Origin of the sequence: Niveibacterium sp. 24ML (assembly GCF_026586805.1) — a bacterium.
In the GTDB taxonomy this organism is placed as follows: Bacteria; Pseudomonadota; Gammaproteobacteria; order Burkholderiales; family Rhodocyclaceae; genus Niveibacterium.
Map to the genome: position 1 here is coordinate 95,565 of NZ_JAPFHA010000013.1, position 20,141 is coordinate 115,705.

Genomic DNA, 20,141 nt, shown 5'->3' on the forward strand with positions numbered 1-20,141 from the left:
ATGAGCAAGAAATGGCTCGCGCCAATCCTTGCCGCCCCGGTGCTGCTGGGCGGCTGCGCGATGATGGCGCTCGGGCTCGAGAGGCCCGACGTGGCGGTCAGCGATGTCAGCGTCCTGCAAGGCGGCACCCTGCTCGAACAGCGTTTGCGGCTGACGCTGCGGGTGAGCAATCCGAACGACAAGGACATCGCGATTGACGGCCTGTCCTTCCGCTTCGAAGTCAACGATCAGGAAGTGGCCCGCGGGCTCTCGAACCAGCGCAGCGTGTTGCCGCGCCTGGGCGAGACGAGCGTGCCGGTGGATGTCAGCGCGTCGATGGTCGACTTGCTGCGCCACGCGCCCAAGATGCTCGAACGCGGCAGCGGCGGCAAGCTTGCGTATCGAGTGCGTGGCGATGTGGTGACGCAGGACTACGGCCGCCTGCCTTTCGATCGCAGGGGCGAGTTTTCACTGGAGTCGCTTGCCGGCAAGGCGCCCCGCGAGGGCGCTACGCGCGGCCAGTTCTGATGCGCAAGCGGCTGCGGGGCGAGGCAGCGCCCGCCGTCAAGCAGCGTCAGCGCACGCCGTAGCCCTTGAACTTCTCCAGCACGCGGGCGATCTCGTCTTCGGGCAGCAGCACGGGTGCGCCGAGCTGGCAGGCGCGCCAGTATTGCTCGGCCAGGCTTTCGAGTTCGATCGCAAGGGCCTGCGCGTGGCGCAGGTCGTGCCCCGCCACGATCATGCCGTGATTGGCCATCAGGCAGCCGTTGCGCCCTCCCATCGCACGCATCACGGCCTGCGACAAGGCGGGCGTGCCGTATGTGGCGTAGTCGGCGCAGCGAACGTCGGCACCGCCGAAGCGCGCCACCATGTAGTGGAAGGGCGGAATCGTGCGGTGCAGGCAGGCCAGGGCCGTGCAGAAGGGCGCGTGGGTGTGGATCACTGCGCCGATGTCGGGCCGTTCAAGGTAGAGATCGCGGTGAATCATCCATTCGGACGAGGGCGCGCGTTGGCCATGGCTTTGGCCGCTTGCATCGACTTCAACAAAGTCGGCCGTGCCAAGCGCCTCCCACGGCAGGCCCGATGGCGTGATCAGCATGCCGCTGTGGGTGCGCAGGCTCAGGTTGCCGGCCGCGCCGGGGTTCAGGCCGATGGCGGCGACATGCCGCGCGCAGGCAAGCAGTTGTTCGCGAAGGGGGGCGTTCATCTTTGCAGGCTTTCGGTGATGCGTGCAGGCGTATGCAGACCGTGTTCGGTGAAGATGCCGGTGATCAGCGCGGCCGGAGTGACGTCGAAGGCCGGGTTGGCGCAGGCGCCGCTGAAGATGCGCAGGCTTGCTGCCTGGCCGGCGTCGTCGAGGCCATGCAGCACCTGCACTTCGTCGGCGCTGCGCGCTTCGATCGGGATCGCATCGCCCGTGGGGCAGTGGGCGTCGACGGTGCTGGTGGGCGCGGCAATGTAGAAGGGGATGCCGTGCTCGCGCGCCGCAAGCGCCTTCAGGTAGGTGCCCACCTTGTTTGCGGTGTCGCCGTTGGCGGCGATGCGGTCTGCGCCGGTGATCACGATATCGACCAGGCCTTGCCGCATCAGGTGGCCGGCGGCGTTGTCGGCGATCAGCGTGTGCGGCACGCCGGCTTCGGCCAGCTCCCACGCGGTCAACAGGCCTTGATTGCGCGGCCGTGTTTCGCTGACCCAGACCTCGACCGCAATGCCTTGCTGCTGGGCGACGTACACCGGCGCCAGCGCGGTGCCCCAACCGCAGGTGGCCAGCGCGCCGGCGTTGCAGTGCGTCATCACCCGCAGGGGGCGGGCAAGCGTGCTGGCGGCTTGCGAAAGCAGGCGCGCCCCGTGTTGGCCGAGCGCAAGGTTGGCGGCAATGTCGCCGGCATGCACTGCCAGCGCTTCGGTCCAGGCGGCGGCGGCGCGCAGTGCCGGTGGCACCGGCCGCAGGTGGGTGGCCATTCGCGCCAGCGCCCAGTGCAGGTTCACCGCGGTCGGGCGGGTCCGCGCAAGGCGGGCCACGGCCTGTTCAAGTGCGGCATCGGAGGCGTCGGTACGCATCGCGAGCGCAATGCCGAAGGCGGCGGTGGCGCCGATCAGCGGCGCGCCGCGCACCTGCATGGTTTCGATTGCCTGCGCGCAGGCTTCGAGCTTGGCCAGCGTGAGCTTGGCGCAGGTGAAGGGCAGGCGGGTTTGGTCGATGACGCAGATGGCGTCATCAAGCGGGGTCAAGGGTGCAAGTTTCATTCCCCCATGATCGCCGCTCGGGGGCGGTGCGGCAAGTTCCGGATCAGCCAGCAGGCCGCTTCGCGGCAAGCCATTTGTATAGCGCGGCCGGCTCCATCGGGCGGGCGTAGAGGTAGCCTTGTGCTTCGTAGCAGCCGAGGCTGACCAGCGTGTTCGCCTGCTCGATATCTTCGACGCCTTCCGCGATGACCGCGAGGCCCAGACGTTTGCCAAGCTGGATCACCATCTCGGGGATCTGCCGGCCGCGCGGGTCTGAGCACAGCCCTTGCACAAAGGCCTTGTCGATCTTGAGGCGGTCAACCCGCAGGCGTTGCAGGTAGGAGAGCGACGAGAAGCCGGTGCCGAAATCATCCACCGCCACCTTGACGCCCAGCTCGCCCAGTTGATTCAGCGTTCGGGCGACGAAGTCGGCGTCTTCCATCGCCATGGATTCGGTGATTTCCAGTTCGATCAGGCTGGGCGTGGCGCCGGTGTCGGCAAGCGCCTCGCGTACCTGATCGATGAAGCGAGGGTGGCGGAACTGGGCCAGCGATACGTTGATCGCCATCTGCACCTTGGGGAAACCGGCCGCGGCGATCTTCACCTGCTCGAAGCAGGCCAGGCGCATGACGAAGTTGCCGATGCCGATGATCAGGCCGGAGGTTTCCGCCAGCGGGATGAACCGATCGGGCGGAACGAAGCTGCCGTCTTCCTTGCGCCAGCGAATCAATGCCTCAACCCCGACCGGTTCGCCGGTTTCGATCAGCACCTGGGGCTGGTACATCACGAACAGCCGGTCGCTGTCGAATGCGTTCCGCAGCCCGCGCAGCATGTCGTGGCGCTCGCGGATCTCGAAGTCCATCTTGCCGGTGAAGTAGACGAACTGCCCGCGATTGAGCCGCTTGGCGCGTTTGAGGGCGATGTTCGCGTTCTTGAGGGCCTCGCCGCCGCTGACGTCGACCTCGCTCAGATCGAGCAGACCCAGCGTCGCGGTGATCACGATCTCTTGATCGTCGACCATGAAGGCTTCTTCGAACAGCGCGACCAGCGCAGCGGGCTTGATCTTCTCTGACGCACCGAGGATGCCGAAGGTATCGCCGGCAACACGGGCGATGAAGGTGTCCGGCAGGCGATCACGCAGGCGATGGGCGACAGCGCGCAGCAGGCGGTCGCCGAACTGATGCCCGAGCGCATCGTTGGTCTCGGCGAATTCGTCGATATCCACCAGGGCGACCGAGGAGGCCACCCGCCGCGGGCCGCGCAGGTGTTCATCGAGCTCTTGCAGGAAGCGCAGCCGGTTCGGCAGATGCGTGAGCGCATCGACGTAGGCAAGATTGGTGAGCTTGCCGAAGAGCGCCGTATTCTCGAACCCGACCGCGATGTTTGCGCAGAATACTTCGAGCAGATTGCGGTCAATCTCGGAAAGCGCCTGCTTGCTTTCGAGGTACACCGCGATGCGTCGCCCCGACCCGGTCAGCAGCAAGGTTGTCGAGCCCGAATCGTATTGATTGCGACCGGTGCTCAAGGCGCGGTTAAGGTGCTCACGCACATCCGGGTTGGGAATGTCGCGCACCGATTGATTGATCAGCCCGCTGAATTTGCCGCCTGCCGCGACGACTTGCATGGCCTCTTCGCCGCGGCCGTTCTCTTGCGCACAGATCAGGCCTTCCGGCGGCAGGCGCAGCAGCGCGGCCAGTTGCGTGATCACGCCGGCGGCAAAGCCCTGCATGCCGCGCAGCTCCATCAGCTCGCCGCTGGCGCGCACGATCATGTCAAGGCCACGCCGGCTGGCGTTGATCGCCCTGATCTGATCGTAGGAGCGGATCGCCACCGTCAGCGTGGTGTAGAGCCGTGTGTGGGTGAGTTCCGACTTGGTCTTGTAGTCGTTGATGTCGTAGTCGCGGATCGCCTGGATCTCGGGCGCATAGCCCGGCTGTCCGGTGCGCAGCACGATGCGCGCTTCGGACAGGCCCAATTCTTCGCGGATCACGTGGACGAGCTTGAGGCCGGCGTTCTCGCTCTCCATCACCACGTCGAGCAGGATCACCGCAATGTCATGCTCGCGCCGCAGGAACTCCACCGTCTCCGCTGCGCTGTAGGTGTGCAGGAACTGCACCCGGCGGCCCAGCAGCGGTGTGCCCTTGAGGGCGAGCTCGGTGGAGGCGTGCACGTCGTGGTCATCGTCGACGATCAGGACGCGCCAGACTGCTTCGGTATCCGCTTGCGCGCCGCTCTCACCTTCGGGCGCAAAGACCAGTTCGTCATCCGCTGCAAGGTTCGTCACCGACATATCCTCTCGTCCGGCGATGCGTGCGCGATCGCCAAGCTCCCTCAAGGGTGGTCAACGGTTTTTCGGATCAGGACTTGAGGTCTGCCGTCGCTACGTTTGCCAGAATAGACTTGCTCGATGAACTGCGAGGAGTTGCCGTGCACACCCCTGTACTGATTGATAGCCGGCTGCCCGAAGTGGGTACGACCATTTTCACCGTGATGTCTCGCCTCGCACAAGCCTGCGGAGCCATCAACCTGTCTCAGGGGTTTCCCGATTTCTCGCCCGACCCCGCGCTCGCCGCGGCGGTGGCGGGCGCGATTGAGGCGGGGTTCAACCAGTATCCGCCGATGGCGGGCCTGCCGGCCTTGCGTACCGCCATTGCGACGAAGTTGCAGACGGCGTACGGCGCGGCGTATGACCCCGAGACTGAAATCACCGTGACCGCTGGTGCGACGCAGGCGATCTTTACCGCCATTGCGGCATTGGTTCGGCCGGGCGACGAAGTCGTGGTGTTCGAGCCCGCCTATGACGCTTACGGCCCGGCCGTGCGATTGCAGGGTGCAAGCCTGCGCCCGCTGGCCTTGCTTGCGCCTCACTGGCGGCCCGATTGGGCGGCGCTTGAAGCGGCGATCGGCCCGCGCACGCGCCTGGTGATTCTGAACACGCCGCACAACCCGACCGGCTCCGCCTGGCCACGCGAGGACATCGAGCGCCTTGCGCGCATGCTTGAGGGGACGCAGGTCTGCGTGCTGGCCGATGAGGTGTACGAGCACATGGTCTTTGATGGCGCGCGGCACGAGAGCGTTGCCCGCCATCCCGCGCTTGCCGCGCGAGCGATTGGCGTGTCCAGCTTTGGCAAGACCTACCATGTCACCGGCTGGAAGGTGGGCTACGTGTTCGCGCCCGAAGCCCTGATGGCCGAATTCCGCAAGGTTCATCAGTTCAACGTATTCACCGTGAATAGCCCGGCGCAGGCGGCCTTTGCAGGCTTTGCCGCGCGCCCTGAAACCTGGCGCGATCTGGCGGGTTTCTACCAGGCCAAGCGCGATCGCTTGCGCGCAGGCCTTGCGGCGAGCCGGTTCCGTTTGCTGCCCTGCACGGCCACCTACTTCCAGTTGCTTGACTACCGCGCGATCTCCGATATGCCGGACGTCGCGTTCGCCGAGTGGCTTACCCGCGAAGCTGGCGTGGCGGCGATTCCGGTGTCGGTCTTCTCGCATGATCGGCGCGACGAGGGCCTCGTGCGGCTGTGCTTTGCCAAGCAGGATGCCACGCTGGATGCGGCCATCGAACGGCTCTGCGCGCTCTGAGGCTGCGTGGTGCCCGGGTGGTAGACTCAGCGGCCTATTGTGCTGATCGGGATGCTTTTCGTGCGCTACATCTTTCTCTTCATTCTTGGCCTGTTCGGGATCTGGTGGTTGCGTCGCAAGGTCGGGGGCGATCAGCGCGCATCGCGCGAGCAGGACGCGAAGCAGACGCGCCTGCATGAGCCTGAGCGCATCACCGCTTGTGCGCACTGCGGCTTGCACGTCCCCGAGAGCGAAGGCGTGATCGACGGCGGCTACTTCTACTGCAGCCAGGCGCACCGCGCGCTGGGGCCAAAGGCCTGACGATGGAGGCTGCGAGCGACCAGGTGTGGCAAGCGGCAGAGTCGCGCTGGCGCTCGCTGCGCTACTACAGCTTTTATCGCCTGATCGTTGCCTGCGGCCTCGCCTTCATCGGCCGCATGTTCCTCAACGACAACCCCGGGGCGGATTCCTGGGGCGGCGTGGTCGGCGCCTACATCGCCGCGGCGCTGGTTTTGCTTTACTTTTACCGGGTCAGCCGGGCGCCCTTCGAGTGGGTGCTCAACGTCCACATCCTGATCGACGTGCTGGCGCTTGCGAGCCTGATGTATATCGGCGGTGGCCTGCGCGGCGGGCTGCCTTACATGCTGATGGTGGTGGTCGCCGCAGGGGGGTTGCTCGGCGAGGGGCGCTTGGTGTTCTTTTACGCCTCGGTCGCTTCGATTGCGGTGTTCATCGCGCAGGGCATGGTGTCGCTGCGGGCCAGTTCGGATTTTTCTGCCGAGATCGCTGCTGGCGCCTTTGTCTGTACCGGATTTTTTGCCATTGCGACCGTCGCGCGCCTGCTGGCAACGCGGGCATTGGCCAACGAAAAACTCGCTCACCAGCGCGGGGCGGCGCTGAGGCGACAGATTCAGGTTAACGAGCAGATCATCACCGACCTTCATGACGGGGTATTGGTGCTCGATCGTGATGGCGTAGTACTGCAGATCAATCGCAAGGCATCCGAGTTGCTGGGCGATACACCGGGGGTCGGCATGCCGCTGGAGATCCTGTCGCCGACGCTGGCAACGGCGGTTGCGGCGGGCAGCGAAGCCGCGGACATCACCGACGACGGCCGCCGGGTGCGGGTGCGTACCTATCACCTTGGCGCGCAGGGTGACACCATCGTGTATCTGGAAGACCTTGAACGCCTTGAACGTGAGGCGCAGCAGATCAAGCTGGCCGCGCTGGGGCGCCTGACGGGCAGCATTGCCCACGAAATCCGCAACCCGCTGGCCGCGATCAGCCATGCCAGCGAGCTGCTGGCCGAAGAGAAGCGCGCCGAAATGCAGCAGCGGCTGACCCGCATCATCAACGACAACACCCTGCGCATCGATCGCATGGTGCGCGATGTGCTCGAACTCGGGCGGCGCGATCGCGCAACCCCGGAATCCATTCCCTTGCATGACTTCATCAGCACCTTCCTGCACGAACAATGCGCGTATGAGGGGTGGGAGCCGGGCCTCGTCGTCATCGAAGGCGATGCGAGCCTGCGCGTGTGCTTTGACCGTATCCACCTTCAGCAGATTGCGTGGAACCTGATCGGCAACGCGCGGCGCTTCGCAAGCGGCGCGCCCGGGAGCGTTGTCGTGAAAGTGCTGGCCGAACAGAACGAGACCGTGGCCCTGCATGTGATCGACGATGGCCCGGGGGTGCCGCAGCCGGCGCGGTCGAAGATCTTCGAGCCCTTCTTTACCTCCGACCCCCGCGGTACGGGGCTTGGGCTGTATATCGCGCGCGAACTGGCGCAGGCCAACAACGCCGAACTTGAACTCTGTGACACCCGCAGCGGTGCGCACTTCAAGATGAGCGCAAAGGAGTGGGTATGAGTGGTGCAAGCGAGCGGCGCAACCGGATCGACGCGGCCGTCCTGATCGTTGATGACGAAGCCGATATCCGTGAATTGCTTGAACTGACCTTGCTGCGCATGGGCTTGGGGGCTGACTCGGCCGGCTCGCTGGCCGAGGCGCGTGAACTGCTTGCCGAGCACAAGTACAAGCTTTGCCTGACCGACATGCGCTTGCCCGATGGCGAGGGCTTGAGCCTGGTGCGCGAGATCGCGCGCGATCACCCGGACCTGCCGGTGGCAGTGATCACAGCCTACGGCAGCATGGAGAACGCCGTTACCGCGCTGAAGGTGGGCGCCTTCGATTACCTCTCCAAACCGGTTTCGCTCGAACAGCTGCGCGCCCTGGTCAAGTCGGTGTTCGAACTGCCCAAGCCCGGCGGAGCCGGGCTCAAGCCGGTTGGTGCCACCTCGCTGACCGGCGATTCGCCCACCATGCTGCAGGTGCGCGGCATGATCGAACGCCTTGCGCGCAGCCAGGCGCCGGTTTACATCAGCGGCGAATCGGGCAGCGGCAAGGAGCGCGCCGCCCGCCTGATCCATGAAAACGGCGCGCGCGCGGCCCGACCCTTCATGGCGGTGAACTGCGGTGCGATCCCCGAAAACCTGATGGAGAGCGAATTCTTCGGCTATCGCAAAGGGGCGTTCACCGGTGCCGATGCCGACCGCGATGGCTTTTTTCAGGCCGCCAACGGCGGCACCATGTTCCTCGACGAAGTGGGCGACCTGCCCTTGCCGATGCAGGTGAAGCTCTTGCGCGCCATTCAGGAAAAGCGCGTGCGGCGGGTCGGCGACACGGCTGAGCAGGCAGTGGATCTGCGCATCATCAGCGCAACGCACCGCAATCTGAAGGAGCTTGTCGATCAGGGGCGCTTCCGGCAAGACCTGTTCTATCGCCTCAACGTGATCGAGCTGCGCATGCCGTCGCTGCGCGAGCGGCGCGAGGACATTCCGGCGCTGGTGGACGTGCTGCTGTCGCGCCTGGCGCGCGAGGCCGGCATTCCGGTGCCGCGGGTGGACGATGCTGCGATGGAAGCCCTGATGCGCTACGCCTTTCCGGGCAACGTGCGGGAGCTGGAGAACATTCTCGAACGCGCGCTTGCCTTGCACAGTGGCGCGGCCATCGTCGTCGAGGATCTTCATCTTGAGCCGGTGGATGACGATGGCGGCGCCGAGAGCGTGGCCGGGGGCGGCGTTGCGCTTGAGCGCGAATCCTTGCAGGACTTTCTTGACCGGGTGGAGCGGCAGGCCATCCTTGACGCCCTCGCGAAAACCGACGGAAATCGCACCGCGGCAGCGCGCCTGCTGGGGGTCACCTTCCGGTCGCTGCGCTACCGGCTGGAGCGGCTGGGGATGAAGGAGTAGTTGGCGATGGCGGTCAAGCTTCGTGGCGAAGGGCTCATTGCTCCGCTGCGCCCGGCGGGGCCGCGCTTCGCGGCAATCGGGCCTGACGGTTGGTTGCCGGGGGTGCGCTGGATCGCATCGCCCAACTGCGACGAACGGCCGGGGCATGAGGCGCCATCGCTGATCGTGATCCACGCCATCAGCCTGCCGCCCGAGTGTTTTGGTGGCCCTGGTGTTGCGCAACTCTTCACCAACTGCCTTGATCCGGATGCGCACCCTTACTACGCGCAGATTCATCACTTGCGTGTGTCGGCGCACTTCCTGATCCGCCGCGATGGCAGTGTCGAGCAGTTTGTCGCGACCACCGATCGCGCCTGGCATGCGGGCGTGTCGAGCTGGGCCGGGCGCGAGCGATGCAACGACTTCTCGGTTGGCATTGAACTGGAAGGCAGCGATACGCAGCCCTTCGATGCCGCCCAGTACCCGGCATTGGCCGAACTGATCCTGCGCCTGGCCGAGCGCCATCCGGTTTCCGAGATTGCCGCCCACAGCGACATCGCGCCGGGCCGCAAGACTGACCCGGGCCCCTGTTTCGACTGGCCCTTGCTCTCCGCCTTGCTGCGCTGACACGCAGCCCAGCTTCTCTGTACCCCTGCCAGGCCTGCGCTGAGCATCGGCGCAGGCTTGCCTTTGCTCGCGCCTGCCGCGCAGGGGGCTTTGCGCGCTGTGGCAGAAATTGATCTTGCGCAAATCTGCCTCTGCTAACTAGAATTAGTCGAATAGAAGGTCTGGGGTACTAGATCTAGTAGGTCGATAAACGAGTGCGCTGCCGAAGCAGTCTTCAGGCAACCCCGAAAACAGGAGAGTCCGATGCAGTCCATTGCCAACGAGCCGGCCGCCAAGCCTGCGCTTGCAGCCCCGCATTTCGAAGGCGCACCCGAGGCCGAGCGCTTCGGCGATTTCAAGGTTATCCGGCGCAATGGCGCCGTGGTGGGCTTTGAGCCTTCAAAGATCGCAGTTGCCGTGACGAAGGCGTTTCTGGCGGTGGAGGGGTCGCACGGCGCGGTGTCGGCGCGCGTGCGTGAAGTGGTCGGCAGCCTGACTGAGCAAGTGGTGCGTGCGCTGGTTCGTCGGCAACCGCACGGCGGCACCTTCCACATCGAAGACATCCAGGATCAGGTCGAGCTGGCGCTGATGCGCTCTGGCGAACATGATGTGGCGCGCGCATACGTGCTTTATCGCGAAAAGCGCTCGGCCGAACGTGCGCAAAAGGCGAAGGCTGCGCCGCAGGAGTCCGCGCTGAACGTCACGCATCGTGGCGAACGGCGCCCGCTCGACCGCAACGCCCTGGCTCAGCTTGTGGCGGCGGCTTGCGTGGGGCTGACCGAGCAGACCAGGCCTGACGCGATCCTTGATGGGGCCCTGAAGAACCTCTACGACGGCGTGCCGCTGGACGAGGTGCGCAAGGCACTGATCCTTTCCGCGCGCACCCTGATCGAGCAGGAGCCCGCGTACAACTACGTCACGGCCCGTCTGCAACTGCATGTGATCCGCGACGAGGTGCTCGGCGAAGAAGTCAGCCAGGCGGATATGGCAATGCGCTACGCCGAGTACTTCCCGCGCTACATCAAGCTGGGCATTGAAGCGGAATTGCTTGATCCGAAGCTCGCCCAGTTCGACCTCGCGCGGATCGCCGCCGCGATTGTGGCCGAGCGCGATCTGAAGTTCGGCTACCTCGGGCTGCAGACCCTCTACGACCGCTACTTCCTGCACATCGAAGAGCGCCGCATCGAGCTGCCGCAGGTCTTCTTCATGCGCGTGGCGATGGGTCTTGCACTCGGCGAAATCGACCGCGAAGCGCGCGCGATCGAGTTCTACAACGTGCTCTCGCAGTTCGATTTCATGAGCTCGACGCCGACGCTGTTTAACGCCGGCACGCTGCACTCGCAGCTCTCGTCCTGCTACCTGACCACCATGGACGATAGCCTCGACGACATCTACCAGGCGATCAAGGAAAACGCGCTGCTGCAGAAGTTCGCCGGTGGCCTTGGCAACGACTGGACGCCGGTGCGCGCGCTCGGGGCCCGCATCAAGGGCACCAACGGCAAGAGCCAGGGCGTGATCCCCTTCCTCAAGGTGGTCAACGACACCGCAGTCGCCGTGAACCAAGGTGGCAAGCGCAAGGGGGCGGTCTGCGCGTATCTGGAGACCTGGCACCTCGATATCGAGGAATTCCTCGAACTTCGCAAGAACACCGGCGACGACCGCCGCCGCACGCACGACATGAACACCGCGAACTGGATTCCGGATCTGTTCATGAAGCGTGTGATGGAAGGCGCCGAGTGGACGCTGTTCTCGCCCTCCGACGTGCCGGATCTGCACGACAAGTTCGGCCGCGCTTTCGAGGAAGCCTACGTCGAGTACGAGCGTCGCGCGGATCGCGGCGACATCAAGCTGTTCCGCCGTATGCCGGCGCTGCAGCTGTGGCGCAAGATGCTGACGATGCTGTTCGAGACCGGGCATCCGTGGATCACCTTCAAGGACCCGTGCAACATCCGCTCGCCGCAGCAGCATGTCGGCGTGGTGCATAGCTCGAACCTCTGCACCGAGATCACGCTGAATACGTCCGACACCGAGATAGCGGTGTGCAACCTCGGCTCGGTGAACCTGCTCGCACACCTGGGCAAGGATGGCGAGCTCGACCATGACAAGCTGCGCCGCACCATCCGCACCGCGATGCGGATGCTCGACAACGTCGTCGACATCAACTACTACGCGGTCGGCAAGGCGCGTAACTCGAACCTCAAACACCGCCCGGTCGGCCTCGGCATCATGGGCTTCCAGGACTGTCTGCACGCCAAGCGCATCCCGTATGCGTCGGAGGATGCGATCGCGTTCGCCGATCGCTCAATGGAAGCCGTGTGCTACTACGCCTACTGGGCCTCGACCGATCTGGCCGAGGAGCGCGGCCGCTATTCAAGCTTCCGCGGCTCACTGTGGGACCGCGGCATCCTGCCGCTCGACAGCCTCAAGCTGCTGGCCGAAGAGCGGGGCGGCTATCTCGAAGTCGACACGGCGAGCACGCTGGACTGGGACGCGCTGCGCCGCCGCATTGGCGAGGTCGGCATGCGCAATTCGAACTGCGTGGCGATTGCACCGACTGCAACGATCTCCAACATCGTGGGTGTTGATGCCTGCATCGAACCGACCTACCAGAACCTCTTCGTCAAATCGAACCTGTCGGGCGAGTTCACGGTGGTGAACGAATCGCTGGTGCGCGACCTCAAGCAGCTTGGCTTGTGGGACGAGGTGATGATCGCCGACCTCAAGTACTTCGACGGCTCGCTTGCGAAGATCGATCGCATCCCCGAAGCCCTGCGCAGCCTGTACGCAACCGCGTTCGAAGTGGAGCCTAAGTGGATCGTGGAATGTGCTGCGCGTCGCGCGAAGTGGATCGACCAGGCGCAGTCGCTCAACATCTACATGGCTGGCGCATCTGGCCGCAAGCTTGATGAAACCTACAAGCTCGCGTGGCTACGCGGTCTGAAGACAACCTACTACCTGCGTGCGCTGGGGGCGACGTCGGCAGAGAAGTCGACCGGCCGCGGTGGCGAACTCAATGCAGTGCCGGTAGGCGGTGGGCTTGGTGCTACGGCCACGAGTGCAGCGATCAATCCCGCAAGTGAGCCGGCGAAGTTTTGCAGCATCGATAACCCCGACTGTGAAGCCTGCCAGTAGGCACATGAGGCTCCGACCCTGGCGGGAGCGTGCTCCATATTTTTTCGGACGCGCGGCAATGCGAAGTTGGCTGTCAGAGATCGTGCCCGCTGGAGAGCGGCGCGCAGCAAGGCTCTCCGGGTGTCGCCAGGAAAGCTAGGGTTCATGCGGGTTTCGGCGTTCCTGCTGCGCGTCGGGTGACGCACAACTTCGCGGAAACCCGCGCCAGCCTTGCGTCTTGGCGAAACAACATCTTGCAGAAATTTGTTGCTCGATACAGAAAATTGAACTAAAGGATATTGGCATGCTGAATTTTGACGACGATCTCGGAATTGACGTTCGCAGACAAGCCCGCGCGGCCGAGGCCAGCGCGTCGTCGTCGGTTTCATCCGCGTTTGCAGCAACGGATGCAATGCTCGAACCGCTCCGTCGGATCAATGCCGCCGACAAGCGAGTCATCAACGGCGCAACCGACGTCAATCAGCTCGTGCCGTTCAAGTACAAGTGGGCGTGGGAGAAATACCTCGCCACCTGTGCGAATCACTGGATGCCGCAAGAGGTGAACATGGCGCGCGATATCGCGCTGTGGAAAGACCCGAATGGGCTCACCGAAGACGAGCGCCGCATCGTCAAGCGCAATCTCGGCTTCTTTGTCACGGCAGACTCGCTTGCCGCGAACAACATTGTGCTGGGTACCTATCGCCACATCACCGCGCCGGAGTGCCGTCAGTTTCTGCTGCGCCAGGCGTTCGAGGAGGCGATTCATACCCATGCCTACCAGTACATCGTGGAATCGCTTGGGCTGGACGAAGGCGAGATCTTCAACGCCTACCACGAGATCCCGACGATCCGCGCGAAGGATGAGTTCCTCATCCCCTTCATCGAGACGCTGACGGACCCGAACTTCAAGACTGGTACGCCCGAAGCAGACCAGCAACTGCTGCGCTCGCTGATCGTATTCGCCTGCATCATGGAAGGCTTGTTCTTCTATGTGGGCTTCGCTCAGATCCTCGCGCTCGGTCGCCAGAACAAAATGACCGGCGCGGCCGAGCAGTACCAGTACATCCTTCGCGACGAGTCGATGCACTGCAACTTTGGCATCGACCTCATCAACACCATCAAGCTCGAAAACCCGCATCTATGGACGCCGGCCTTCCGCGACGAGATTCGCGCGCTGATGCAAAAAGGTGTCGAGCTTGAGTACCGTTACGCAGAAGACACCATGCCGCGCGGCGTATTGGGTCTGAACGCATCAATGTTCAAAGAGTACTTGCGGTTCATCGCGAATCGTCGCTGCCAGCAGATCGGACTCGACACGATCTATCCCGGGGCGGAGAACCCGTTCCCATGGATGAGCGAGATGATTGACCTGAAGAAGGAACGTAATTTCTTCGAGACGCGAGTGATCGAGTACCAGACGGGAGGGGCGCTCAGTTGGGATTGAGTCACTGGTCACACCCTTTCGTCTCGCACAACGCAGTTCCAGTTTTCTTAACGCCGCACAAAGTGCGGCAGCGGCGCGTTACTCCCCTTGGGGTGGCGTACCCATTGACTGACCTACGACGCTTCGATGGAGGGTGACATGGCAACAGCAAAAAGCAGTGACAAGACCAAGAAGCCGGCGGCCACCAAGGCCGCGGCAAAGCCGGTAGAAAAGAAAGTTGCGGCCAAGCCGGTCGCCAAGAAAGCGGCAGCGCCGAAGGCCGCCGCAAAACCGGCGGCTAAGGCCGCCGCGAAGCCTGCCGCAAAGGCTGCGGCAAAGCCCGCGGTGAAGAAGGCGGCTGCGAAGCCGGCCGCCAAGGCTCCGGCCAAGGCTGCTGCAAAACCGGCCGCGAAAGCGGCGGCGAAGCCTGTGGCCAAGAAGGCGGTGGCGGCAAAGCCAGCAGCCAAGCCCGCGGCAAAGAAACCTGCTGCCACCAAGGCAGCGGCGGTGAAGGCGCCCGCGAAGAAGGCGGCAGCCAAGCCCGCAGCAAAGCCAGCCGCCAAGGCCAGCGCAAAGCCGGCAGCAAAACCGGCGGCAAAGAAGCCGGCCGCGAAACCCGTTGCGAAGCCTGCAGCGAAGAAACCCGCTGCGGCCAAGCCGGCGGCCAAAGTTACTGAGCGGAAGACGACGGTCAAGCGCCCGATCGAAACCCGTGCTGTCGCGCCCAAGGCAGCCAAGAAGGCTGTTGCTGCGAAGCCTGCCGCAAAGAAGGTGGTTGCTAAGACGGCCGCCAAGCCGGCTGCCAAGGCGACTGCCAAGCCGGCAGCAAAGAAAGTCGCAGCAAAGCCGGCAGCCAAGAAGGCCACCGGCGCCGTCGCCCAAGTGAAGACGGCGGTCGCCAAGGCTGAGAAGGCCGTCAAGAAGACCGCCGCAGCGAAGGTTACGGCTGCCAAGAAGGCTGTCGTAAAGGCGGAAAAGGTGGTCAAGAAGACGGCCACCAAGAAAGTGGCCGAAGCCAAGAAAGCGGTGGCAGGCGCTGAGAAGGCTGTCCAGAAGGCGGCCAAGAAAGCGGTAGCCAAGGCTACTGAGGTCAAGAAGGCAGTGACCAAAGCGGTTGCGAAGGCAGAGAAGGCAGTCGTCAAGGCTGTCGCGCCTGCCGCGAAAAAAGCAGCAGCCAAGACCCCTGCAGCGAAGCCCGCTGCGCCAAAGGCCGCCCCGGCAAAGCCTGCAGCAGCCAAGCCCGCGGCGAAGAAGGCTGCGAGCAAGCCTGCGGCCGCGAAGGCAGAAGTCAAAGCGGCTGAGGTCAAGCCCGCCGAGCCCAAGCCTGCTGAGAAGCTTGCGGAAAAGAAGGCTGCGGTGAAGAAGCCGGCAACCAAGAAATCGGCACCCAAGAAGGCAGAAGTTGCGCCGGCTGCTCCGATCGCGGCGCCTGCTGCGGAAGCCGCGAAGCCTGCCGCCGACGCCGCGAAGGTGGAAGCCGCAGAGCCGGCCGCGGATGCGAAGCCTGCAGACGCGGCCAAGCCGGATGCGAAGCCGTCGACCGCAGCAACGCCAGGGCTCAAGTCATCGCTGAACCCGACTGCGGCCTGGCCGTTCCCGAGCGGGTCGCGCCCGTCCTGACAGCGTTAGCTTGATGGCATAAAGGCACGTGCTTGCACGTGCCTTTTTTGTTTCGGCATTGGGCGGGCGGCCTTGAGGGTCGCGCCGGCACAGCCTCTTCAGATTATGTCAATGGCATCACCCTTGCGGGGCGCGGCTTCCCGCCAGATTGACAATTCCGTGTCGAATCAATAGACTGCGGATCGTCTGGTTGCGATAGATACATCGCAGTAGTTATTTCATTGAAGCGAACAGACCGCCAGCTTCTGTCTCGTTCCAAGTTTTCTTCGCTGTTTAGTCGGTGCTTCGTCTGGTTGCGGCGCTGCACCTCGATCGACCCTTGACCACTTTGCGCGGTGTCGCCCGCGCGCTGACAACACGTAAGCATCTGATTGATCCAGCCGTTTGAGCTTGGGCAGCGGGCTTCCTTGTGTTCTTCAGTTTGTTCGGGCGAGTTTTCCGTCAGAGCCTCAGAGGAGGAATGATGATCTACGCAACTCGCGTCGCGGCATTTACCCGGCACGTTGGTTCCTTTGTCCTGCATTTTGCTCATGGCAGTCTTCTCGTTGCAGGGCTGGTGGTAACCCTCGTGTTTGGGATGCGTGTTTTCGACCAAGGCTGGAGCGGCCTTCCGCTCAATAAATTGTTCGGGCAGGCTGAAGCTTCCGTGGCTTCCGAGGACACGCTGACCCCGTCCGATCTGACTGCAACCGAGCAGGACCTGGCCCTGGTGGATCCAGAGCACCCGGAGAAGCTCTCGCCAGAGATGGAGCGCGTCACCGACTACCTCGCGCGTCGTTATCGTGTTGCGCGCGCGGCAGTGGAGCCCCTGATCGTTGCCGCCCAGAGGGCGGGGCATGCCGCAGGGGTTGATCCGCTGCTGATCGTTGCCGTGGTGGGGGTGGAGTCCAGCTTCAACCCGTTTGCCGAGAGCCCCTTCGGAGCACAGGGCTTGATGCAGGTTGTGCCGCGCTTCCATCAAGACAAGATCGATGGAAGCCTTGCCGAGGCACCTTTGCTGGACCCGACCGAGAACATCCGCGTCGGCGCCCAGGTGCTGAAGGAGTACATCCGTCGCAACGGCTCGCTGGTGGCGGGATTGCAGCAGTACGGCGGCGCGATCGACGATCCGACCGAGGGTTACGCCAACAAGGTGATCGCCGAGAAGCAGCGCCTCATGATCGCCATGCGTCAAGGCGCGAAAGTGGCGTCAGCGAGATAAGTTCTGACTGCTTCAATGAAAACGCCGGCCCTGCGCCGGCGTTTTCATTTCTGGCGTGCTCAAGTCAGCGCCCTGCGCATGCGTTCCAGCGCGACGGCGATGCGGCTTTCGTTTACCGTGTAGGCGAAACGAAGCCAGCGCTCCGGGGCTTGCATGCCGAAGTCGCGCCCCGGCGTGCTTGCGACGCCCGCTTGATCAAGCAGACGGTGCGCAAGTTCGAAGCTGTCGGCGGCGAGTCGGCTGCAGTCGGCGTACACGTAGAACGCGCCGGATGGCTCCGCCGGGATCGCGAAGCCCAGCGCACGCAGGCCTTCGATTAGTTTGTTGCGTCGTTGCCCGAGTTCTGTTCGGCGCTCTTCAAGGATCGCGGTGGTTTCCGGCGCGAAGGCGGCCAGTGCAGCATGCTGCGCCGGCGTTGATGGGCTGATGAAGAAGTGCTGGGCGAGTTTTTCGATCTCGCGCAGGTATGCGTCGGGAGCGACCAGCCAGCCCAGGCGCCAGCCGGTCATGCCGAAGTACTTCGAGAAGCTGTTGATGACGAATGCGTCACCGTTGTCCGACAGCGCGGTTTGCGGTTCGCCGTCGTAGCAAAGGCCCTGATAGATTTCGTCGACGATAATGGCCGCGTTGCGGGCCTTGACGTACCGGCTCACGGCTTCGAGGGTTCCGCGCGAGATGGTGGTGCCGGTCGGATTTGAAGGGCTGGCAATCATGATGCCGCGTGTCTTCGGCGTCCAGGCTGCTTGTACTTGCGGCAGTGTGGGTTGGAAGTTATCGGCGGCGTACACGGGCAAGGGCTTGGCGTGGCCCTCGAATGCCCGTACGAAGTAGCGGTTGCATGGATAGCCCGGATCCGGAATCAGCCATTCATCACCAGGTTCGGTCAGGGCGGCCAGCGCGAGCAGTAGCGCGCCCGACGCACCTGCGGTCACGATGATGTTGCGGGCGTTGACCGCGACGCCGAATCGCGCAGCGTAGTGTTGCGCAATGGCCTCCCGCAGCGCGGGCAGGCCAAGTGCCGGGGTGTAGCGGACCTGGCCCCCAGCCAGAAAGGCCTGCGCAGCGGCGATTACGGGCGCTGGGGTGGGGAAGTCGGGTTCGCCGACCTCCATGTGGATGATGTCACGTCCGGCCGCCTCAAGCGCCTGCGCGCGGGCGAGCAACTCCATCACATGAAAAGGTTCGATTTCGAGCGCGCGCCGGGCGATGGGCCCTGCAGCGAAGGAGGCGGTGTATTCGGTCATCCACGTACTCTACGCCGCAGACCAATCAAAAAGAAACGCCACCCGAAGGTGGCGTCGCTGGGTGCGGGTTGGTCGCGGTGGGCTCAGCCGCCAATGGCTTCTTCGAACAGTTCCCGCTGCAACTGGAGTGTGCGTGGCAGGCGCGCGCCGAGCTTGTCGAACCATTCTTTGTGAAGGCCCAGTTCGTTGCGCCAAGCCTTCGCGTCGATGGCCGTGAGGGCCTCGAATTCTTCCTTCTTCACGCCTGTGCCTGACCACTCGATGTCTTCGTACTTGGGCATCCAGCCCAGCGCGGTTTCGCGCGCGCCGACGGCGCCGCGGGCACGGTCGACGATCCACTTGAGGACGCGCATGTTCTCGCCGAATCCGGGCCACATGAAGTCGCCGTTGTCGTTCATGCGGAACCAGTTCACGCAGAACACGCGCGGCGTGTGCTCAACCGTGTGGCCGATCTTGAGCCAATGGTTGAAGTAGTCGCCCATGTGGTAGCCGCAGAAGGGCAGCATTGCGAATGGGTCGCGCCGCACCACGCCTTGCTGGCCGAAAGCCGCCGCAGTGGTCTCAGAGCCCAGTGTCGCGGCCATGTAGACGCCGAAGTTCCAGTTGAAGGCCTGATACACAAGCGGCACCGTGCTGGCACGGCGCCCGCCGAACACGAAGGCGGCAATCGGCACGCCGGTCGGGTCTTCCCATTTCGGGTCGATCGACGGGCATTGGTTTGCCGGCGCGGTGAAGCGCGAGTTCGGATGGGCCGCTTTGCGCCCGCAGCCAGGCGTCCAGTCTTGCCCGGTCCAGTCGATCAGGTGGGCAGGTACTTCATCGCTCATGCCTTCCCACCACACGTCGCCGTCGTCAGTCAGCGCCACGTTGGTGAAGATCACGTTGGCGTGCAGCGAGGCCATCGCGTTGTGATTGGTCTTCTGGTTGGTGCCGGGGGCCACTCCGAAGTAGCCCGCCTCGGGGTTGATCGCGTAGAAGCGACCGTCCGGCCCGGGCTTGATCCATGCAATGTCGTCGCCGACGGTGGTGACCTTCCAGCCGTCGAAGCCCTCGGGCGGGATCAGCATGGCGAAGTTCGTCTTCCCGCAGGCGGACGGGAAGGCCGCGGCGACGTAGGTCTTTTCGCCCTTCGGGTCTTCCACGCCCAGGATGAGCATGTGTTCGGCCAGCCAGCCTTCATCGCGCGCCATGGTTGATGCAATACGCAGTGCGAAGCACTTCTTGCCCAACAAGGCGTTGCCGCCGTAGCCCGAGCCGTATGACCAGATCTCGCGGGTTTCGGGGAAGTGGCAGATGTATTTGGTGGTCGGATTGCACGGCCAGGACGAATCCGCCTGGCCCGGCTGCAAAGGCGCGCCGATGGAGTGCAGGCAGGGTACGAACTCGCCGTTCTCGCCCAGTTGCTCGTACACCGCGCGGCCCATGCGAGTCATGATCCGCATGTTCACCACGACGTAGGGTGAATCGGAGATCTCGACGCCGATCTGCGAGATGGGGCTGCCCAGCGGGCCCATCGAGAACGGGATCACATACAGGCTGCGGCCGCGCATGCAACCGGCAAACAGGTCGGTGAGGGTTGCCTTCATCTTTGCAGGCGATTCCCAGTTGTTCGTGGGGCCTGCGTCGTGAGGGTCGGTTGTACAGATGAAGGTGCGGTCTTCGACACGCGCAACGTCAGAGGGGTCTGAGCGGCACAGGAACGAATTGGGCCGCTTGGCCGGGTTGAGCCGGATCATCTGCCCGCTGGCGACCATTTCTTCGCACAGGTGCGCTGATTCCTCTGCGGAACCATCGCACCAGACGACTTGATCGGGTTGGGTGAGTGCTGCAACTTCGGCCACCCATTGTTTCAGGCGGGCGTGGCGAACGAAGTCCGGAGCGGAAGTGAGTGCCGCTTCGGGAAGGCGCGTAGTCATGAGTCTCTCCTGGTTACCACGTGTT

15 protein-coding genes and 1 pseudogene are annotated in these 20,141 nt (G+C 63.9%); 10 read left to right on the top strand and 6 right to left on the bottom strand.

Features of this window, described 5'->3' with window-relative positions; all coding sequences use genetic code 11:
- Window positions 1-507 (top strand): LEA type 2 family protein, encoded by a 507-nt coding sequence (locus OPU71_RS12650; protein ID WP_267728349.1) that lies wholly within the window; start codon window positions 1-3, stop codon window positions 505-507.
- Between the two features lie 46 nt (window positions 508-553).
- On the opposite strand, the gene OPU71_RS12655 is transcribed toward OPU71_RS12650, so the two are convergent.
- From OPU71_RS12655 to OPU71_RS12665, 3 genes are read right to left on the bottom strand one after another with little or no spacing between them, the layout of a single operon-like run.
- Window positions 554-1,186, bottom strand: a complete 633-nt coding sequence (locus OPU71_RS12655; RefSeq protein ID WP_267728351.1) for a class II aldolase/adducin family protein — start codon at window positions 1,184-1,186, stop codon at window positions 554-556.
- Window positions 1,183-2,226 (bottom strand): S-methyl-5-thioribose-1-phosphate isomerase, encoded by a 1,044-nt coding sequence (mtnA, locus tag OPU71_RS12660; protein WP_267728352.1) that lies wholly within the window; start codon window positions 2,224-2,226, stop codon window positions 1,183-1,185. Before mtnA ends, OPU71_RS12655 begins: the two co-directional genes overlap by 4 nt.
- 43 nt (window positions 2,227-2,269) lie before the next feature.
- The gene (locus OPU71_RS12665) at window positions 2,270-4,489 is read right to left on the bottom strand and encodes an EAL domain-containing protein (protein ID WP_267728353.1); all 2,220 of its coding nucleotides are present in this window, start codon (window positions 4,487-4,489) and stop codon (window positions 2,270-2,272) included.
- Window positions 4,490-4,632: 143 nt separating this feature from the next.
- Here OPU71_RS12665 and OPU71_RS12670 point away from each other — a divergent pair, with 143 nt between their 5' ends.
- The 8 genes and pseudogenes from OPU71_RS12670 to OPU71_RS12705 all read left to right on the top strand — a co-directional run bounded on the left by OPU71_RS12670 (window position 4,633) and on the right by OPU71_RS12705 (window position 15,755).
- The gene (locus OPU71_RS12670; RefSeq protein WP_267728354.1) at window positions 4,633-5,787 is read left to right on the top strand and encodes a methionine aminotransferase; all 1,155 of its coding nucleotides are present in this window, start codon (window positions 4,633-4,635) and stop codon (window positions 5,785-5,787) included.
- A 60-nt stretch (window positions 5,788-5,847) separates the two neighbouring features.
- Window positions 5,848-6,087, top strand: coding sequence for a PP0621 family protein (locus OPU71_RS12675; protein ID WP_267728355.1), 240 nt, complete (start codon window positions 5,848-5,850; stop codon window positions 6,085-6,087).
- 2 nt (window positions 6,088-6,089) lie between these two features.
- The gene (locus OPU71_RS12680) at window positions 6,090-7,634 is read left to right on the top strand and encodes a sensor histidine kinase (RefSeq protein WP_267728356.1); all 1,545 of its coding nucleotides are present in this window, start codon (window positions 6,090-6,092) and stop codon (window positions 7,632-7,634) included.
- Window positions 7,631-9,016 (top strand): sigma-54-dependent transcriptional regulator, encoded by a 1,386-nt coding sequence (locus tag OPU71_RS12685; RefSeq protein ID WP_267728357.1) that lies wholly within the window; start codon window positions 7,631-7,633, stop codon window positions 9,014-9,016. The genes OPU71_RS12680 and OPU71_RS12685 overlap by 4 nt, the downstream gene beginning before the upstream one ends.
- 6 nt (window positions 9,017-9,022) lie before the next feature.
- Entirely contained in the window at window positions 9,023-9,622 is a 600-nt protein-coding gene (ampD, locus tag OPU71_RS12690; protein ID WP_267728358.1) for a 1,6-anhydro-N-acetylmuramyl-L-alanine amidase AmpD, read from the top strand.
- Between the two features lie 243 nt (window positions 9,623-9,865).
- Complete coding sequence (locus tag OPU71_RS12695) at window positions 9,866-12,733, top strand: ribonucleoside-diphosphate reductase subunit alpha (protein WP_267728359.1); 2,868 nt, start codon at window positions 9,866-9,868, stop codon at window positions 12,731-12,733.
- A 298-nt stretch (window positions 12,734-13,031) separates the two neighbouring features.
- Window positions 13,032-14,156: pseudogene (locus OPU71_RS12700) on the top strand (ribonucleotide-diphosphate reductase subunit beta); the annotation flags it as partial.
- 138 nt (window positions 14,157-14,294) lie between these two features.
- Window positions 14,295-15,755, top strand: a complete 1,461-nt coding sequence (locus OPU71_RS12705) for a hypothetical protein (RefSeq protein WP_267728361.1) — start codon at window positions 14,295-14,297, stop codon at window positions 15,753-15,755.
- A 103-nt stretch (window positions 15,756-15,858) separates the two neighbouring features.
- On the opposite strand, the gene OPU71_RS12710 is transcribed toward OPU71_RS12705, so the two are convergent.
- Complete coding sequence (locus OPU71_RS12710; RefSeq protein ID WP_267728362.1) at window positions 15,859-16,287, bottom strand: hypothetical protein; 429 nt, start codon at window positions 16,285-16,287, stop codon at window positions 15,859-15,861.
- A 114-nt stretch (window positions 16,288-16,401) separates the two neighbouring features.
- Here OPU71_RS12710 and OPU71_RS12715 point away from each other — a divergent pair, with 114 nt between their 5' ends.
- On the top strand, window positions 16,402-16,956 hold the full coding sequence (locus OPU71_RS12715; RefSeq protein WP_267728363.1) for a transglycosylase SLT domain-containing protein: 555 nt from the start codon (window positions 16,402-16,404) through the stop codon (window positions 16,954-16,956).
- Window positions 16,957-17,015: 59 nt separating this feature from the next.
- Here the strand turns inward: OPU71_RS12715 and OPU71_RS12720 are convergent, their stop codons facing one another.
- Together OPU71_RS12720 and OPU71_RS12725 are read right to left on the bottom strand one after the other, a co-directional pair.
- Window positions 17,016-18,200 (bottom strand): pyridoxal phosphate-dependent aminotransferase, encoded by a 1,185-nt coding sequence (locus OPU71_RS12720; protein ID WP_267728364.1) that lies wholly within the window; start codon window positions 18,198-18,200, stop codon window positions 17,016-17,018.
- 83 nt (window positions 18,201-18,283) lie between these two features.
- On the bottom strand, window positions 18,284-20,116 hold the full coding sequence (locus tag OPU71_RS12725; RefSeq protein WP_267728366.1) for a phosphoenolpyruvate carboxykinase (GTP): 1,833 nt from the start codon (window positions 20,114-20,116) through the stop codon (window positions 18,284-18,286).
- Window positions 20,117-20,141: the final 25 nt, after the last annotated feature.

Excerpts from the sequence above, each read along its gene's own strand:
- OPU71_RS12650 (WP_267728349.1), top strand. The coding sequence starts at position 1 with ATGAGCAAGAAATGGCTCGCGCCAATCCTTGCCGCCCCGGTGCTGCTG.
- OPU71_RS12655 (WP_267728351.1), bottom strand. The coding sequence starts at position 1,186 with ATGAACGCCCCCCTTCGCGAACAACTGCTTGCCTGCGCGCGGCATGTC.
- mtnA (WP_267728352.1), bottom strand. The coding sequence starts at position 2,226 with ATGAAACTTGCACCCTTGACCCCGCTTGATGACGCCATCTGCGTCATC.
- OPU71_RS12680 (WP_267728356.1), top strand. The coding sequence starts at position 6,090 with ATGGAGGCTGCGAGCGACCAGGTGTGGCAAGCGGCAGAGTCGCGCTGG.
- OPU71_RS12685 (WP_267728357.1), top strand. The coding sequence starts at position 7,631 with ATGAGTGGTGCAAGCGAGCGGCGCAACCGGATCGACGCGGCCGTCCTG.
- ampD (WP_267728358.1), top strand. The coding sequence starts at position 9,023 with ATGGCGGTCAAGCTTCGTGGCGAAGGGCTCATTGCTCCGCTGCGCCCG.
- OPU71_RS12695 (WP_267728359.1), top strand. The coding sequence starts at position 9,866 with ATGCAGTCCATTGCCAACGAGCCGGCCGCCAAGCCTGCGCTTGCAGCC.
- OPU71_RS12705 (WP_267728361.1), top strand. The coding sequence starts at position 14,295 with ATGGCAACAGCAAAAAGCAGTGACAAGACCAAGAAGCCGGCGGCCACC.
- OPU71_RS12710 (WP_267728362.1), bottom strand. The coding sequence starts at position 16,287 with ATGAGCAAAATGCAGGACAAAGGAACCAACGTGCCGGGTAAATGCCGC.
- OPU71_RS12720 (WP_267728364.1), bottom strand. The coding sequence starts at position 18,200 with ATGACCGAATACACCGCCTCCTTCGCTGCAGGGCCCATCGCCCGGCGC.
- OPU71_RS12725 (WP_267728366.1), bottom strand. The coding sequence starts at position 20,116 with ATGACTACGCGCCTTCCCGAAGCGGCACTCACTTCCGCTCCGGACTTC.